This is a genomic window from Streptomyces sp. NPDC085932 (assembly GCF_044540525.1).
GTDB classification, from domain to species: Bacteria; Actinomycetota; Actinomycetes; order Streptomycetales; family Streptomycetaceae; genus Streptomyces; species Streptomyces levis.
Genome location: NZ_JBITSJ010000002.1, coordinates 601,727 through 617,466, shown reverse-complemented (window position 1 = coordinate 617,466; position 15,740 = coordinate 601,727). Strand labels below are relative to the sequence as shown.

The 15,740-nt window shown below is 73.1% G+C and carries 12 protein-coding genes; 8 read left to right on the top strand and 4 right to left on the bottom strand.

Annotated features, from left to right (window positions below):
• Positions 1–25 precede the first annotated feature (25 nt).
• Complete coding sequence (locus ACIGAQ_RS11955) at positions 26–922, top strand: NAD(P)-dependent oxidoreductase (RefSeq protein WP_399781696.1); 897 nt, start codon at positions 26–28, stop codon at positions 920–922.
• Here ACIGAQ_RS11955 and ACIGAQ_RS11950 read toward each other — a convergent pair.
• On the bottom strand, positions 919–1,701 hold the full coding sequence (locus ACIGAQ_RS11950; protein WP_362274554.1) for a sulfite exporter TauE/SafE family protein: 783 nt from the start codon (positions 1,699–1,701) through the stop codon (positions 919–921). The genes ACIGAQ_RS11955 and ACIGAQ_RS11950 overlap by 4 nt on opposite strands.
• A 153-nt stretch (positions 1,702–1,854) precedes the next feature.
• Here ACIGAQ_RS11950 and ACIGAQ_RS11945 point away from each other — a divergent pair, with 153 nt between their 5' ends.
• The 7 genes from ACIGAQ_RS11945 (at position 1,855) to ACIGAQ_RS11915 (ending at position 9,851) form a co-directional block, all read left to right on the top strand.
• Positions 1,855–3,072 carry an NAD(P)/FAD-dependent oxidoreductase gene (locus tag ACIGAQ_RS11945; protein ID WP_399781693.1) on the top strand — a complete coding sequence of 406 codons (1,218 nt, stop codon included), beginning with the start codon at positions 1,855–1,857 and terminating at the stop codon, positions 3,070–3,072.
• Entirely contained in the window at positions 3,072–5,678 is a 2,607-nt protein-coding gene (gene nirB, locus ACIGAQ_RS11940) for a nitrite reductase large subunit NirB (protein ID WP_399781690.1), read from the top strand. Before ACIGAQ_RS11945 ends, nirB begins: the two co-directional genes overlap by 1 nt.
• Positions 5,675–6,025: a nitrite reductase small subunit NirD gene (gene nirD, locus ACIGAQ_RS11935; protein ID WP_399781687.1), complete on the top strand. Its 351-nt coding sequence runs from the start codon at positions 5,675–5,677 to the stop codon at positions 6,023–6,025. Before nirB ends, nirD begins: the two co-directional genes overlap by 4 nt.
• A 132-nt stretch (positions 6,026–6,157) precedes the next feature.
• Positions 6,158–7,096: a superoxide dismutase gene (locus ACIGAQ_RS11930; RefSeq protein WP_311686708.1), complete on the top strand. Its 939-nt coding sequence runs from the start codon at positions 6,158–6,160 to the stop codon at positions 7,094–7,096.
• Positions 7,097–7,497: 401 nt separating this feature from the next.
• Positions 7,498–8,655 (top strand): alkaline phosphatase PhoX, encoded by a 1,158-nt coding sequence (locus tag ACIGAQ_RS11925; protein ID WP_362274562.1) that lies wholly within the window; start codon positions 7,498–7,500, stop codon positions 8,653–8,655.
• A gap of 111 nt (positions 8,656–8,766) precedes the next feature.
• Positions 8,767–9,240, top strand: coding sequence for an excalibur calcium-binding domain-containing protein (locus ACIGAQ_RS11920; protein WP_399781683.1), 474 nt, complete (start codon positions 8,767–8,769; stop codon positions 9,238–9,240).
• 92 nt (positions 9,241–9,332) lie between these two features.
• Positions 9,333–9,851, top strand: a complete 519-nt coding sequence (locus tag ACIGAQ_RS11915; RefSeq protein WP_399781680.1) for an NUDIX hydrolase — start codon at positions 9,333–9,335, stop codon at positions 9,849–9,851.
• A gap of 7 nt (positions 9,852–9,858) precedes the next feature.
• Here the strand turns inward: ACIGAQ_RS11915 and ACIGAQ_RS11910 are convergent, their stop codons facing one another.
• From ACIGAQ_RS11910 to ACIGAQ_RS11900, 3 genes are all read right to left on the bottom strand, one after another.
• Positions 9,859–11,208 (bottom strand): erythromycin esterase family protein, encoded by a 1,350-nt coding sequence (locus ACIGAQ_RS11910; protein ID WP_399781677.1) that lies wholly within the window; start codon positions 11,206–11,208, stop codon positions 9,859–9,861.
• 172 nt (positions 11,209–11,380) lie between these two features.
• Entirely contained in the window at positions 11,381–14,128 is a 2,748-nt protein-coding gene (gene ppdK / locus ACIGAQ_RS11905) for a pyruvate, phosphate dikinase (RefSeq protein ID WP_399781674.1), read from the bottom strand.
• Between the two features lie 406 nt (positions 14,129–14,534).
• Positions 14,535–15,737, bottom strand: a complete 1,203-nt coding sequence (locus ACIGAQ_RS11900; RefSeq protein WP_399781671.1) for an ROK family protein — start codon at positions 15,735–15,737, stop codon at positions 14,535–14,537.
• Positions 15,738–15,740 lie beyond the last annotated feature (3 nt).

The window sequence follows — 15,740 nt, the reverse complement described above, 5'->3', positions numbered from 1 at the left end:
TTCCCCTGCGACGAGCCTAAACGCCATGACCGACACCGCAGTTGCTCCCCGCACCCCCGTCACCCTGCTCGGCGCCGGCGCCATGGGCACCGCACTGGCCCGTGCCTGGCTCGCCGCCGGGCATCCGGTGACCGTCTGGAACCGTACCCCCGCCCGGGCCGAGGCCCTGGCCGCCGAGGGCGCGGCCGTCGCGCCGAGCGCCGCCGCGGCCGTCGCCGCGAACCGCCTGGTGGTCGTCTGCCTGCTGGACGACGCCTCGGTGGGCGAGGCCCTCGACGCCGCCGACCTCACCGGGCGGGACCTGGTGAACCTGACCACCGGAACCCCGGGCGAGGGCCGTGCGCGCGCCGCCTGGGCCGAGGCGCGCGGCGCGCGGTTCGTGGACGGCGGGATCATGGCCGTACCGCCGATGATCGGGGTCCCGGAGTCCGGCGGTTACGTCTTCTACAGCGGTTCCCCCGAGCTGTTCGAGGAGCACCGCGACACCCTCGCCGTACCGGCCGGCACCCGCTGGGTCGGTACCGACCCCGGTTTCGCCGCCCTGCACGACGTGGCGCTGCTGAGCGCCATGAACGGCATGTTCGCGGGCATGCTCCACGCCTTCGCCCTGGTGCGCGGGGAGGACATCGCCCCGAAGGACTTCGCTCCCCTGCTCGCCGGCTGGCTGACCGCGATGGCCCCGGCCGTCCACCAGACCGCCGAGCAGTTGCAGAGCGGCGACTACACCAAGGGCGTGGTCTCCAACCTGGCGATGCAGGCGGCGGGCATCCCCACCTTCCTGCGCACGGCGGAGGAGCAGCGGGTCAGCCCCGAGCTGCTGACGCCGTACCTGGACCTGATGCGCGAGCGGGTGGCGCAGGGGCACGGGGACGAGGACGGGACGGGGATGATCGAGCTGCTGGACCTGCGCGGCCGCTCCTAGGCGATCCACTGCTCGTACGCCAGATTCCCCACCAGCGCGAACACCACCGTCAGCAGCACGACCCGGACGAAGCCGCTGCCCTTCTTCAGGGCGGTGTGGGCGCCGAGGGTGCCGCCCGCGAGGTTGAAGACGGCCATCAGGGCGGCCAGCTGCCACAGGACCGCGCCCTGCCAGGCGAAGGTGGCCAGGGCGCCGGCGTTGGTGCAGCAGTTGACGATCTTGGCCGTGGCGGAGGCGGTGACCAGGTCGAGGTGGAGGACGGCGGTGAGGGCGAGGACCAGGAACGTGCCGGTGCCGGGGCCGATGAGACCGTCGTAGAAGCCGATGCCGAGGCCCGCCAGGCCGATCGCGGCGAGGATCTGCCGGCGGGTGGCCGGGCCGGTCGCGGGGGCCGTGCCGAAGGCGGGCCGCAGGATCACGAACGCGGCGACGCCGAGCAGCACCACCATGATCACCGGCTTGAGGACCTCGGTGCTCATCCCGGCCGCGAAGAAGGCCCCGGCGGAGGAGCCGGCGAGGGCGGCCAGCCCGATGCGGACCGCCGTGCGGACGTCCACCGGGGCCTTGCGGGCGTAGGTCACCGCCGCGCCCGTCGTGCCGACGATGGCGACCGCCTTGTTGGTGCCGAGGGCGTGCGCGGCGGGCGTGTGCGACGGCAGGCCGAGCAGCAGCACCGGCAGCAGCAGGAGGCCCCCGCCGCCGACCACGGCGTCGATCCAGCCGGCGGCGAGGGCCGCCAGGCAGAGCAGGACGATCATGGTCAGCGATATGTCGGGCATGATCGCGACCTTATGCGAAACGCGCCTCACCGCTGGTCGCCGCCCGCATCCCGGAACCCTCACACCCACCCCGCGCTCCCGCTGAGGGCAGCGTTCCCCGTGGGAAACAGACGTGATGCTGCCGGGTAACACCGGCAGCGCACGCTCGACGGCATGACCTCGAACGAGCGTGTGGTGGTGATCGGCACCGGCCTCGCGGGCGTACGGCTCGCCCGGCGGCTCGGTGAGCTCGGCACGCCCGCGACCCTGATCGGCGAGGAGGAGCACCGGCCCTACAACCGGGTGCTGCTCGCCGAGGTGCTGGCCGGACGGTACAGCCCCGAGGTGATCGCCCTGCCGGCACCCGCGCGGGTGGTGCGCGCCCGGGTCACCGGGATCGACCGCGAGCGGCGGAGCGTGGCCTGCGCGGACGGCTCGGTGATCGCATACGACCGGCTGGTCCTGGCCACCGGCTCCAACCCGGTGCTGCCGCCGCTGCGCGGCCTGTTCACCGAGGACCGCGAACTGCCCGAGGGCGTGCACGCCTTCCGCACCATGGACGACTGCCTGGGCCTGTCCGAGGCGGTCCGGCCGGGTGCGAAGGCCGTCGTCATCGGCGGCGGTCTCCTCGGGGTCTCCGCGGCCCGGGCGCTCGCCCTGCGCGGCGCCCAGGTGGTGCTCGCCCAGCAGTCCGAGCGGCTGATGGAGCGCCAGCTCGACCCGGCCGCCTCGCGGCTGGTGCAGCGGCACCTGACCGGTCTCGGCGTGGAGGTGCACACCGAGTGCCGCGTGCGGGACGTGCGCTGCGTCGGCGGCGCGGTCCGCTCCGTGGAGCTGGCCGACGGGTACGCCCTCGACGCCGACCTGGTGGTCGTCGCCTGCGGTGTCCACCCCCGGGCCGGCCTCGCGCAGGCCGCCGGCCTGGACGTCCGCAAGGGCGTCGTCGTCGACGACGAGCTGCGCACCTCCGACCCGTACATCCACGCGATCGGCGACTGCGCCCAGCACGACGGCGTCCTGTACGGCCTCGCCGCTCCCGCGCTGGAACAGGCCGACGCCCTCGCGGCCCTGCTGGCCGGCGACACGACGGCCCGCTACACCGGCACCCGCTCCCTGACCCGGCTCACGCTCAACGGGCAGGACAGCCCCCTGGACCTCGCCGCGTTCGGCGAGACCGAGGCGCTCCCGGGCGACGACGTCGTCCAGCTCACCGACGCCACCCGCGGCACCTACCGCAAGGTCGTCGTCCGCGACGACCGCCTGGTCGGCGGGGTCCTCGTCGGCGAACTCGGCACCGTCGGCGCGCTCGCCCGCGCCTGGGAGGGAGCAGAGCCGCTCCCCTCCGACGGCGGCCCGCTGCTCCACCTGCTCACCAACGATGGAGGCTCCTGATGACGGCCACCCCCGGGGCTACCCCCACGATCGTGCTCGTCGGCCACGGCATGGTCGGCCAGCGCTTCCTCGAAGCGCTCGCCGAGCGCGGCCTGACCGCCACGCACCGCGTGGTCGTGCTCTGTGAGGAGCCGCGTCCGGCCTACGACCGGGTCCAGCTCACCTCGTACTTCTCGGGCCGGACCCCGGAAGACCTGTCCGTGACGGACATGAGGTTCATCGAGGACCACGGCATCGAGCTGCGCGTCGGCGACCCGGCCGAGACGATCGACCGGGAGGCCCGCACGGTCACCGCCCGCTCCGGGCTCGTCGTCGGCTACGACGTGCTGGTCCTGGCCACCGGCTCCTACCCGTTCGTGCCGCCGGTGCCGAACAAGGACGCCGAGGGCTGCTTCGTCTACCGCACGATCGAGGACCTGCTCGCCATCGAGGCGTACGCCGCGAGCAGGGCCACCACGGGTGCCGTGGTCGGCGGCGGGCTGCTCGGTCTGGAGGCAGCCGGAGCGCTGAAGGGACTCGGACTCGACGCGCACATCGTGGAGTTCGCGCCCCGGCTGATGCCCGTCCAGGTCGACGAGGGCGGTGGGGCGGCCCTGCTGCGCACCATCGAGGAGATGGGCCTGAGCGTCCACACCGGCGTCGGCACGCAGGAGATCGTGGTCGGCGAGGACGGCGCCGTCACCGGCATGAAGCTCTCCGACGGCTCCGAACTCGCCACCGACATGGTGGTGTTCTCCGCCGGTGTCCGCCCGCGCGACCAGCTGGCCCGCGACTGCGGCCTGACCGTCGGCGAGCGCGGCGGCATCGCGGTCGACGAGCAGTGCCGCACGGTCGCCGACCCGCACGTGTTCGCCATCGGCGAGTGCGCGCTGGCGGCGGACGGCCGGGTGTACGGCCTGGTCGCGCCGGGTTACGAGCAGGCGGAGACCGCCGCCGCGACGATCGCCCGGGACGAGGCGGAGTTCACCGGCGCCGACCTGTCCACCAAGCTGAAGCTGCTCGGCGTGGACGTGGCGTCCTTCGGTGACGCGCACGGCACCGCCGAGGACTGCCTGGACGTCGTCTACTCCGACTCCCGTGCGGGCCTGTACAAGAAGCTGGTCATCGGCCGGGACGGCACGCTGCTCGGCGGCATCCTGGTCGGCGACGCGGAGGCCTACGGCACGCTGAAGGCGTTCACCGGCTCCGTCCCGCCGGTCTCCCCCGAGTCGCTGGTGCTGCCCGCCGGTGCCGGGGCCCCGGCCCAGCTCGGCCCGGCCGCGCTGCCGGACGAGGCGATCATCTGCTCCTGCAACAACGTCACCAAGGGCACCATCCGCGGGGCGGTCACCGAGCACAGGTGCACCACCGTGCCCGAGGTGAAGAAGTGCACCAAGGCCGGCACCACCTGCGGCAGTTGCGTCAAGGTCCTCGGCCAGCTGGTCACCGCCGAGCTGGAGGCGTCCGGCGTCGAGGTCGACAAGGGCCTGTGCGGCTGCTTCTCCCAGACCCGCGAGGAGCTGTACGAGATCGTCCTGGCGTTGCGCGTCACCTCCTATCAGGACCTGCTGGACCGGCACGGCCGCGAGGAGGCCCGGGGCGGCGACGGCTGCGAGGTCTGCAAGCCGGCCGTCGGCTCGATCATCGCCTCCCTCGCCCCGACGATCGGCGCGAGCGGCTACGTCCTGGACGGCGAGCAGGCCGCCCTGCAGGACACCAACGACCACTTCCTGGCCAACCTGCAGAAGAACGGCTCGTACTCGGTCGTGCCCCGGATCCCCGGCGGCGAGATCGCCCCGGAGAAGCTGATCGTCATCGGGGAGATCGCCCGCGACTTCGGCCTCTACACGAAGATCACCGGGGGTCAGCGGATCGACATGTTCGGCGCGCGCGTCGAGCAACTGCCGGTGATCTGGGCGCGCCTGGTGGACGCCGGCTTCGAGTCCGGCCACGCCTACGGCAAGTCGCTGCGCACGGTGAAGTCCTGCGTCGGCTCCACCTGGTGCCGCTACGGCGTCCAGGACTCCGTGAAGATGGCGATCGACCTGGAGCTGCGCTACCGGGGCCTGCGCTCCCCGCACAAGCTGAAGTCGGCGGTCTCCGGCTGCCAGCGCGAGTGCGCCGAGGCCCAGTCGAAGGACTTCGGCGTGATCGCCACCGCCAACGGCTGGAATCTGTACGTCGGCGGCAACGGCGGCGCCACCCCGCGCCACGCGGACCTGCTCGCGCAGGACCTCTCGGACGCCGAACTGGTCCGCCTGATCGACCGGTTCCTGATGTTCTACATCCGCACGGCCGACCGCCTGGAGCGCACCTCGACCTGGCTGGAGCGGATCCCGGGCGGCCTGGACCACGTGCGGGACGTGGTCGTGCACGACTCGCTCGGCATCTGCGACGAGCTGGAGCAGCTGATGCGGGCGCACGTCGCGCACTACCGCGACGAGTGGTCCGAGACGATCAACGACCCCGAGAAGCTCGCCCGGTTCGTGTCGTTCGTGAACGCGCCGGACACCCCCGACCCGGTCGTCGCGTTCGTGCCCGAGCGCGACCAGATGAAGCCCGACCTGCCGCTGCTGTCCATCGGCATGCGACCCGCCGACGTTCTGGAAGGAAGCGCCCAGCGATGACCCTGGCACCCGAGACCACCGACCTGAAGGTCCAGCTCTCCCTGGACGGCGACTGGTTCACGGTCTGCGACCTGAGCACGCTGCTCCCGGGCCGCGGGGTGGCGGCGCTGCTGCCCGGCGGCCGCCAGGCGGCGATCTTCCGCGACCGCACCGGCGAGCTGTTCGCCGTCGACAACCGCGACCCCTTCACGGGTGCGGCCGTCCTCTCCCGCGGGCTGACGGGCACCCACCGGGGCCGCCCCTTCGTCGCCTCGCCGCTGCTGAAGCAGCGCTTCGACCTCGCCTCCGGCCAGTGCCTGGACGACGAGGCGGTGCGGGTGACGGCGTACGCGGTGCGTACCGCGTAGCGGCCGGGACCGACCCGGCGCGGCCGCTGTCGAGTTCCTGTCGGGTTCGGCCGACCCGGTCCGCCTCCGGGGGTGCGTCGCGTTTCATCGGATGCGTCGCGTCACACCCCCACCTTTCCTGGAGGTCCGACCATGACCCGGAACCATCCCCGGCCGTCCCGGCGCACGGTGCTCGGCGGGGCCGTGGCCGCGCTCACCGTGGCCGCCGGCACCGGCACCGCGCAGGCCGCCGGCGAAAGCCGCTGGCCGGCCGAGTTCCCGCTGCCCGACGGCTGGCTGCCCGAGGGCATCACGATCGGCGGCAGGCCGTACGCGTACCTGGGTTCCCGCGCGAACGGCGCCGTGTACCGCGCCGACCTGCGCACCGGCCGGGGCCGGGTGCTGCACGCGGGCGGCCCGGGGCTCGCGTCGATCGGGCTGAAGCTGGACCACGACGGGCTGCTGTACGTGGCCGGGGGTGGCGGCGGCACCGCGCGGATCGTCGACGCGCGCACCGGCGAGCTGCTCGCCACCCACCGGCTCACCGAGGACGCCGCGCCCTTCGTCAACGACGTGGTGCTGCACGAGGACCGCGCCTGGTTCACCGACTCCCGCGCCGCGGTCCTGCACGGCGTGCCGCGCGGACGCCCGGGCCGGGTCCGCGCCCTGCCGATCGGCGGCGCGTGGGTGCAGGCGCCCGCCGGGACCAACAGCGCGAACGGGCTGGTCGCCACCCCCGACGGGAGCGCCCTGATCGTCGTCAACGCGGGCCGCCTGTACCGCGTGTCCCTGCGCACCGGTCACGCCACCGTGATCGCCCTTCGGGGAGCGGCCGACGTGGCCAACGGCGACGGCCTGGTCCGCGTCGGCCACAGGCTGTACGTCGTGCAGAACCGTCTGAACAAGGTCACCGTCTGGCACCTCGACCGGCACGCCACCACCGCCACCCTCACCGGGACGATCACCGACCCGCGCTTCGACGTGCCGGCCACGGCCGCCCGCTGGGGCCACCGCCTCTACCTCGTCAACGCCCGCTTCACCAGCCCGCAGACGCCCGAGACGACGTTCAACGCGGTGGCCGTCCCCCTGTAGCCGCCTCGGGGAAGGCGCCCGGGTCCCGGAGGCCCGGGCGTGGCCGCAGCGGGGCGCCGTACCGCTGCTCCTCCGGCAGGCGCCGGGTGTCAGGCAGAACCACACGGCATCGCAGGACGGCCGGGGCGAGGACCGGGCCGCTCCGTCCACCGGGGCGGCGACCGGACGCCGGGGCGGTCCGCCCGGTCCGCGCCCCCACTCGGCCCTCCGCCCCGCCTCCCCGGCCCTCCCGGACCGCCCGGCCGTCTCGCGGCCACAGGCGGCTCACAGCATGCCGTTCCGCGGCCACTGGTTGTCCACGCTCCGTCAACCCCGGCCGCCTAGCGTCCCTTTCCGCCTCCCCCCACGCACGACCCTGCCGTCGACCGGCGGCGGGGCGGTACGGCACCTCTGGAGTGAGAGTGGAACGTCGTAGCCTCCTGCGTGCGGCCGTCCTCGGCGGTACGTCCGCCGCGCTGGGCGGAACCCTGTGGCGCGGCGCCGCGTACGCGGCCCCGGCCCAGCCCGGGGCCGGCCCCTACGGGGCGCTGGGCTCCCCCGACGCCAACGGCATCAGACTTCCCAGCGGCTTCACGAGCCGGGTGATCGCCCGCTCCGGCCAGCGGGTCGGCAGCACGTCGTACACCTGGCACAACGCCCCCGACGGCGGCGCCTGTTACGCCGACGGCACCGGCTGGATCTATGTCTCCAACTCCGAGATCAACCCCTCGGGCGGCGCGAGCGCGGTGAGGTTCTCGTCGACCGGCGCGATCACCGGCGCGTACCGCATCCTGTCGGGCACCCGCCAGAACTGCGCGGGCGGCACCACCCCGTGGAACACCTGGCTGTCCTGCGAGGAGGTCGACCGCGGCTACGTCTACGAGACCGACCCCTGGGGCGTGAAGGCGGCCGTGCGCCGGGACGCGATGGGCCGTTTCAAGCACGAGGCGGCGGCCGCCGACCCGGTCCGCCGGGTCGTCTACCTGACGGAGGACGTCACCGACGGCTGCTTCTACCGCTTCCGGCCGGCGACCTGGGGCGACCTCTCCTCCGGCACGCTGGAGGTGATGGTGGCGGGCAGCGGCACGAGCGGCCCGGTCACCTGGGCCCGCGTGCCCGACCCGACCGGCGCCACCGCCACCCGCAACCAGGTCTCCGGCGCCAAGCGCTTCAACGGCGGTGAGGGCTGCTACTACGCCGACGACACCTGCTGGTTCACCACCAAGGGCGACAACCGCGTCTGGCAGTACAACGCCGCCGCCCAGACCATCGAACTCGCCTACGACGACTCCCTGGTCACGTCCGGCACGGCCCCCCTCACCGGCGTGGACAACGTCACCGGCTCCTCCTCGGGTGACCTCTTCGTCGCCGAGGACGGCGGCAGCATGGAGATCTGCGTCATCACCCCCACCGACGTGGTCGCCCCCTTCCTGCGCGTGGACGGCCAGTCCGGCTCGGAGATCACGGGCCCGGCCTTCTCCCCGGACGGCACCCGCCTGTACTTCTCCAGCCAGCGCGGCACCAGCGGCAGTTCCTCGGGCGGCATCACCTACGAGGTCCGCGGCCCGTTCCGCGTGTAGTCCCGGCCCACCGGGCTTCACGCGACCATCACAAATTGGTCACCTCTCCCTCATCCGGAGCTGCCCGGTCCTACGGTCATCCCCTCACGTACCACCACTGGGGGGATGACCATGACCCATCCGTACACCGGACCGCACAACGGTCCGTACCCCGCTCCGCGGCCGGACCGGCCGGCGCCCCGCTGGGCCCGCAAGCGCTATGTGCTGCCCGCCCTGGCCCTGGCCCTGTTCGTCGGCGCCGGGATCGGCGCGGGCGGCGGGGAGAGCGGTACCGACGCCAAGCCCGCGGCCGCGAAGCCGCGGCCGACCGTCACGGTCACCGCGACGGCCACGGCCACCGCGAAGCCCGAGCCGGCGCCCACCGTCACCGCGACGAAGACCGTCCGGGCCACCACCACCGTCACCGCCCGCCCGGCGGCCGGCGGCTCCGACGACGGCGGGAGCGGCTCCGGCGGCGGCGCGGCCGTGTCCTACGGCAACTGCAGCGAGGTCCGGGCCGCCGGCGCCGCCCCCATCCACCGGGGTGAGCCGGGCTACGCCTCCCACCTGGACCGGGACGGTGACGGGGTCGCCTGCGACACGTGAGCCGGACCCGCCGGTGACCATCGGCGGGCTCGGCCGTTCCTCCGTTGGGGGCAGTTCGTCCGGGCTGTCCTGCCGACGGAAGGGACATCACCGTGGACACGACCGCGCCCGCCACCGACGTACCGCGCGTGCTGCCGCGTGCCGAGTGGGTCAAGACGCTGCCGCAGACGATCGTCGCGTCCTGCGTCCTGCTGCTCGACGCGGAGGACCGGATCCTGCTGCTGCGCTACGCCGCGGGCCAGCCCGGGGCCGGGCTGTGGGGGCTGCCCGGCGGCATGCTCGACCACGGCGAGGACCCGGTGGGTGCCGCCTGCCGGGAGGTGCACGAGGAGACCGGGCTCGTGCTGGACGGCCCGCCCCGGCTCGTCGGCTACGATCACCGCGCCGACGTGAAGGGCACGGGCCCGGTGATCGACTTCTACTACTACGGCGGCCGGCTCCCCGCCGAGGCGACCGTCCGGCGCAGCGGCGAGCACGACGACCACGGCCTGTTCGCCCTGTCCGAGCTCGGCGCCACGCCCCTGCTGCCCGCGCTGCCCGCCCTCACCGCCCTGCACACCGCGGCCCTGGCCGGCACCGTCGTACCGCTGCGGGAAGGCCTGCCGCTGTGAGCCCCGCTCAGGGCGCGGGCAGCAGGTCCACGGCCCGCACCCGGTCCTGGTGGACCAGGACGTCGTAACAGCGGCCCAGGGCGATGTCGAAGGCGTTGCGCGGTTCCGGGTAGGCGGTGCCGACACTGCGTGTGGGCCGCGCCCCGGCCAGCCAGCGGCGGGCCGGGGCCGGGGCGATGCGCAGGTCCAGGACCCAGCGCTCGTGGCGCACCCGGTCGAGGGTGTGCTCGTTGGCGCCGGGCGGCATGGGGCCGACCGTGTGGGTGAGCATCCGCTCCTCCTCCGGGTCGGTGGCCTTGAACGAGCCCTGGCCGAAGGTGAGTCCGACGCTCGCGTAGCCGCTGCCGAGCCGGTCGCGCAGGACCGCGCCCTGGGTCCTGGGCAGGACCTGCGGGTCCTCGGGCCGGTAGCCGATGTGGTTGTTGTGCCCGGACAGCAGGACGCGGTGCCCGGTGTGGGCCTGCCACCAGAGCACGTTGTCCGCCATGTCCTCGTCCCGCCGGCGCATGGCCTCGGCGACCTGGTCGGGGTCCGCGAAGTCGAAGCCGTAGCCGGTGGCCGTCTGGTCGATGACCGTGGCGTGCCGCAGCACCTCGGCGAACTCCCGGTGCGCGGCGGGCCCGCCGGGTGCGAGCGTCCGCAACAGGCGCAGGGCACGGCCGGTCCTGGCCGCCATCGCCCGCCGTTCGGCGAGCGGCCGGGCCAGGTACGCCCGCTGGTACGCGCCGGAGGGGACGGCCGGGCGCAGCCCTCGGTAGAGCGCCTCGAACCGCGGGGCGTGCCGCGGCCGGACCCGGGCCACCCAGTCCGTCACCCGGTCGTACAGCTCCGGGCCGGTGTAGCCCCAGTCGTCGCCCATGAAGCGGACCGGGTCGTGCGGACGGCGGCGGTTGTACTCCCGCATCCACCGCACCAGGGCCAGGTTCTCGGCGGTGGGGTTCAGCGCGTACGTGTACTGGAGGTCCTCGCGCATGATGCGCTCCGGGTCGCCCTTGCCGTGCACGACGTAGTCGTCCAGGCGGACTCCGGTGCTCCAGGCCGTCTCCAGCGCGAACGTGCGGAAGCCCCGCCGCTCCACGAGGTACCGGAAGACCCGGGCCTTCAGGGCGAGGAAGTCGTGCGACCCGTGCGTCGCCTCCCCCGCCCCCACCACGACGGCGTCCCCGACGGCCCTGCCGAGCGGCTCCAGGTCACGGGTGTCGCCGCCGGGCTCGGCGGTGCGCAGCGGATGCGCGCCGCGTTCCAGGGCCGCCACCACCGGATCCGGGGGCGGCGTGCGCGGAGCGGCGGCCGCGGGGGCCGGGACGAGCAGGGTGAACGCCAGAACGAGGAGGGTCCACGGACGCGGGCACGACATGTCGGCATACGTGCCCGGTCCGCCCCGGTGATGAACCCGGCCCCCTGAGCGGAACGCCGGAGCGGGCCCCGCCTCCGCACAAGGTGGGGCCCGCTCCTCTTCCGTGGGCCGGAGCCGCCGCGATCGGTGAGGGTCGGGGACCGCCGACGGCTCCGGGTTCCGTGGGTCCCGGCTAGCGGTGGTCGCTGCCCTGGGACTGGACGGCCGCCCGGCCCGCTTCCAGGCGGGCGACCGGGATGCGGAACGGGGAGCAGGAGACGTAGTCGAGTCCCACCTCGTGGAAGAAGTGGACCGACTCCGGGTCGCCGCCGTGCTCGCCGCAGACGCCGAGCTTGAGGTCGGGCCGGGTCTCGCGGCCGGCCTTGGCGGCCAGCTTCACCAGCGAGCCGACGCCGTCCTTGTCGATCGTCTCGAAGGGGGAGACGCCGAAGATGCCCTTCTCCAGGTAGGCGGTGAAGAAGCTCGCCTCCACGTCGTCCCGCGAGAAGCCCCACACCGTCTGGGTCAGGTCGTTGGTGCCGAAGGAGAAGAACTGCGCGGCCTCGGCGATCTGACCGGCGGTCAGCGCGGCGCGCGGCAGCTCGATCATCGTGCCGATGGACAGCTTCAGCTCGGCACCGGAGGCCGCCTCGACCTCGGCGATGACCTTGTCGGCCTCCTCGCGGACGATCTCCAGCTCCTGGACCGTGCCGACGAGCGGGATCATGATCTCGGCGCGCGGGTCGCCCTTGGCGGCCTTGCGCTCGGCCGCGGCCTCGGCGATCGCCCGGACCTGCATGGTGAACAGGCCGGGGATGACCAGACCGAGACGGACACCGCGCAGTCCCAGCATCGGGTTCTGCTCGTGCAGGCGGTGCACCGCCTGGAGCAGGCGCAGTTCGTTCTCGTGCGGCTCCTGGCGGGACTCGGCCAGGGCCACGCGCACGGACAGCTCGGTGATGTCCGGCAGGAACTCGTGCAGCGGCGGGTCGAGGAGGCGGATGGTGACCGGCAGGCCGTCCATCGACTCGAAGAGCTGCACGAAGTCCTGCTTCTGCAGCGGCAGCAGCTCCTTGAGGGACTCCTCGCGCTCGGTCTCGGTGTCGGCCAGGATCAGCCGCTCCACCAGCTCGCGCCGGTCGCCGAGGAACATGTGCTCGGTGCGGCACAGGCCGATGCCCTGGGCGCCGAAGCGGCGGGCGCGCAGCGCGTCCTCGGCGTTGTCGGCGTTGGCCCGCACGCGCAGCCGGCGCTTGCGGTCGGCGAAGGCCATCATGCGGTGGACGGCCTCGACGAGCTCGTCGGCGTCGTCGGCGCCCGGGTGCATCCGGCCCTCGAAGTACTCCACGACCGGCGACGGCACGACCGGCACCTCGCCGAGGTACACCTTGCCGGTGGAGCCGTCGATGGAGACGACGTCGCCCTCCTCGACGACGTGCCCGCCCGGCACGGTCATCCGGCGGCGCTTGGTGTCGACCTCCAGCTCCTCCGCGCCGCAGACACAGGTCTTGCCCATGCCGCGGGCGACGACGGCCGCGTGGGAGGTCTTGCCGCCGCGGGAGGTGAGGATGCCCTCGGCGGCGATCATGCCGTCCAGGTCGTCGGGGTTGGTCTCGCGGCGGATCAGGATGACCTTCTCGCCGGAACGGGACCACTTGACGGCCGTGTAGGAGTCGAAGACGGCCTTGCCGACGGCGGCGCCCGGCGAGGCGGCGATACCGCGCCCGACCTGCTCGACCTTGGCGCTCTCGTCGAAGCGCGGGAACATCAGCTGCGCGAGCTGGGCGCCGTTGACGCGGGTGAGCGCCTCGGCCTCGTCGATCAGGCCCTGGTCCACCAGCTGGGTGGCGATGCGGAAGGCCGCGCCCGCGGTGCGCTTGCCGACGCGGGTCTGGAGCATCCACAGCACACCGCGCTCGATGGTGAACTCGATGTCGCAGAGATCCTTGTAGTGGTTCTCCAGGGTCTCCATGATCTGCATGAGCTGGTCGTAGGACTTCTTGTCGATCCGCTCCAGATCGGCGAGCGGCACCGTGTTGCGGATGCCGGCGACGACGTCCTCGCCCTGCGCGTTCTGCAGGTAGTCGCCGTAGACGCCCTGGTGGCCGGAGGCGGGGTCGCGGGTGAAGGCGACGCCGGTGCCGGAGTCGGGGCCGAGGTTGCCGAAGACCATGGAGCAGACGTTGACGGCCGTGCCCAGGTCGTGCGGGATGCGCTCCTGGCGGCGGTAGAGCTTGGCCCGGTCGCCGTTCCAGGAGTCGAAGACGGCCTTGATGGCGAGGTCCATCTGCTCGCGCGGGTCCTGCGGGAAGTCCCGGCCGGCCTCGGTCTTGACGATCTTCTTGAACTTGGTGACGAGCTTCTTGAGGTCGGCCGCCTCCAGCTCGGTGTCGACGGTGACCTTCTTGGCCGCCTTCGCCGCCTCCAGGGCGTCCTCGAACAGCTCGCCGTCGACGCCCAGCACGGTCTTGCCGAACATCTGGATGAGGCGGCGGTAGGAGTCCCACGCGAACCGGTCGTCGCCGGCCTGCTTGGCCAGGCCCTGCACGGACTTGTCGGAGAGGCCGATGTTGAGGACGGTGTCCATCATGCCGGGCATGGAGAACTTGGCGCCCGAGCGCACCGACACCAGCAGCGGGTCGTCGGCCTGGCCGAGCTTCTTGCCCATGCGGGCCTCCAGCGCGTCGAGGTGCGCACTCACCTCGTCACGCAGTGCCGCCGGCTCCTCGCCACTGTCCAGGTAGACCTTGCAGGCCTCGGTGGTGATCGTGAACCCGGGCGGGACCGGAAGGCCCAGGTTCGTCATCTCGGCGAGGTTGGCGCCCTTGCCACCGAGGAGGTCCTTGAGGTCCTTGTTGCCCTCGGTGAAGTCGTAAACGAACTTCACGCCCTCAACGCTCGCGGCCGACTCGGCTACCGGGAGATCTTTGTTTTCCGACACGGGTCTCGACTCCTCGAGGACGCGGTGGCTGCCCTGACGGCGAGGAACATACCCAGATCAAAGGCTTCTGGGGAGGTCCACTCGCGCGTCATGCGCCTGTAACCACTCGTCCGCCAGCGGATCGAAAGTCAAGGCTCGGCAAGCGATCACAGCCGCATGTTTTCACTTCTTGAACGCAAGAACCTTCCAGCACCCCACTGAGCGCTCATGTGAGCGAGGTTTCCGCACATTTGATTTCGCTCGATGAACGATCAAAGGGTGGCACTCAGTGCCACCCTTTGAGGAAGTGCAGCCGCTCATGATCCGCTCATCTGAGCGCAAGCCTTATCAAGGGTGGCGAGAATCACGCTGCCACAGCCGACGGGATTTCACCATGCGGACGCGTCTTCGAGCGGAAACGCGCCCGTCACACGCCGAGCGCGCGCAGCCTCTCCTCGACCCTTTCGGGCGCGTAGAGGTGCTCCACGACCATCGCACCGGCCCCGACCAGCCCCGCCCGCTCGCCCAGCCGCGCCGTCACGACGTCCAGGCGGGCCGTGGAGCGGGGCAGCGCCCGCTGGTAGAGCAGCTCGCGCACGCCCGTGAGGAAGGGCGTTCCGGCCAGATCTCCGGCGATCATCAGCACGCCGGGGTTGAGCAGGGTCACGACGGTCGCCAGGACGTCCCCGACGCGGCGCCCGGCCTCCCGGGCGAGCCCGACGGCCTCGGGGTGCCCGGAGGCCAGCAGGTCCCGCACGTCCGAGCCGGAGGCGGCCCGCACCCCCGCCTCCGCGAGCCGCCGCGCGACCGCGCCACCGCTCGCGACGGCGGCCAGACAGCCGTAGGAACCGCAGCGGCACAGCGCCTGGGCGCCCTCGGGGACCCGGATGTGCCCGATGTCCCCGGCTCCGCCGTCGACGCCCCGGAACACCGAGCCGTCGACCACGACCCCGGCGCCGATGCCGGTGGAGACCTTGACGAGGACGAAGGCGGAGCAGTCGGGATAGCCGGTGCGCTGCTCGCCGTAGGCCATGAGGTTGGCGTCGTTGTCCACCAGGACCGGTACCGGGCCGGCGCCCGTGTGCTCGGCGAGGGCGCGGGCGGTGCGGCCCGTGATGTCGTAGCCGTCCCAGCCGGGCATGATCGGCGGCTGCACGACGCGGCCGGCCTCGCTGTCGACCGGCCCGGGCACCGCGAGCCCGACCCCGCACACGGCCTCGGCCCGCTGCCCGGCCTTCTCCAGCAACTCGGCGAACCAGCGGCCCAGTTCGCCGAGCACCGCGTCCGGGCCGTCCTCGACGACGAGGGTGCCTGAGTGCTCGGCGAGGATCTCGCCGCTCAGCGACAGCACGGCCGCCCGGGCGTGCCGGGTGTCGAGGTCGGCGGCCAGGACCACCGCGTGCTCGTCGTCGAACTCCAGCGTGATGGAGGGCCGTCCGCCCAGCGGTGAGTCCACCGGCCCCCCGGCTCCCTCGCGCAGCCAGCCCGCGCGGAAGAGCCGGTCAAGCCGCTGCCCGACGGTCGCCCGGGACAGTCCGGTCGCCTGCTGCAGCGCACCCCGGGTCGTGGCGCGACGACTGCGCACCAGTTCGAGCAGATCCCCGGCGCTGGCCTGAACGCGTCCCGTCATGCG

Coding starts and splice junctions, on each gene's coding strand:
- ACIGAQ_RS11955 (WP_399781696.1), top strand. CDS start 26: ATGACCGACACCGCAGTTGCTCCCCGCACCCCCGTCACCCTGCTCGGC.
- ACIGAQ_RS11950 (WP_362274554.1), bottom strand. CDS start 1,701: ATGCCCGACATATCGCTGACCATGATCGTCCTGCTCTGCCTGGCGGCC.
- ACIGAQ_RS11945 (WP_399781693.1), top strand. CDS start 1,855: ATGACCTCGAACGAGCGTGTGGTGGTGATCGGCACCGGCCTCGCGGGC.
- nirB (WP_399781690.1), top strand. CDS start 3,072: ATGACGGCCACCCCCGGGGCTACCCCCACGATCGTGCTCGTCGGCCAC.
- nirD (WP_399781687.1), top strand. CDS start 5,675: ATGACCCTGGCACCCGAGACCACCGACCTGAAGGTCCAGCTCTCCCTG.
- ACIGAQ_RS11930 (WP_311686708.1), top strand. CDS start 6,158: ATGACCCGGAACCATCCCCGGCCGTCCCGGCGCACGGTGCTCGGCGGG.
- ACIGAQ_RS11920 (WP_399781683.1), top strand. CDS start 8,767: ATGACCCATCCGTACACCGGACCGCACAACGGTCCGTACCCCGCTCCG.
- ACIGAQ_RS11910 (WP_399781677.1), bottom strand. CDS start 11,208: ATGTCGTGCCCGCGTCCGTGGACCCTCCTCGTTCTGGCGTTCACCCTG.
- ACIGAQ_RS11900 (WP_399781671.1), bottom strand. CDS start 15,737: ATGACGGGACGCGTTCAGGCCAGCGCCGGGGATCTGCTCGAACTGGTG.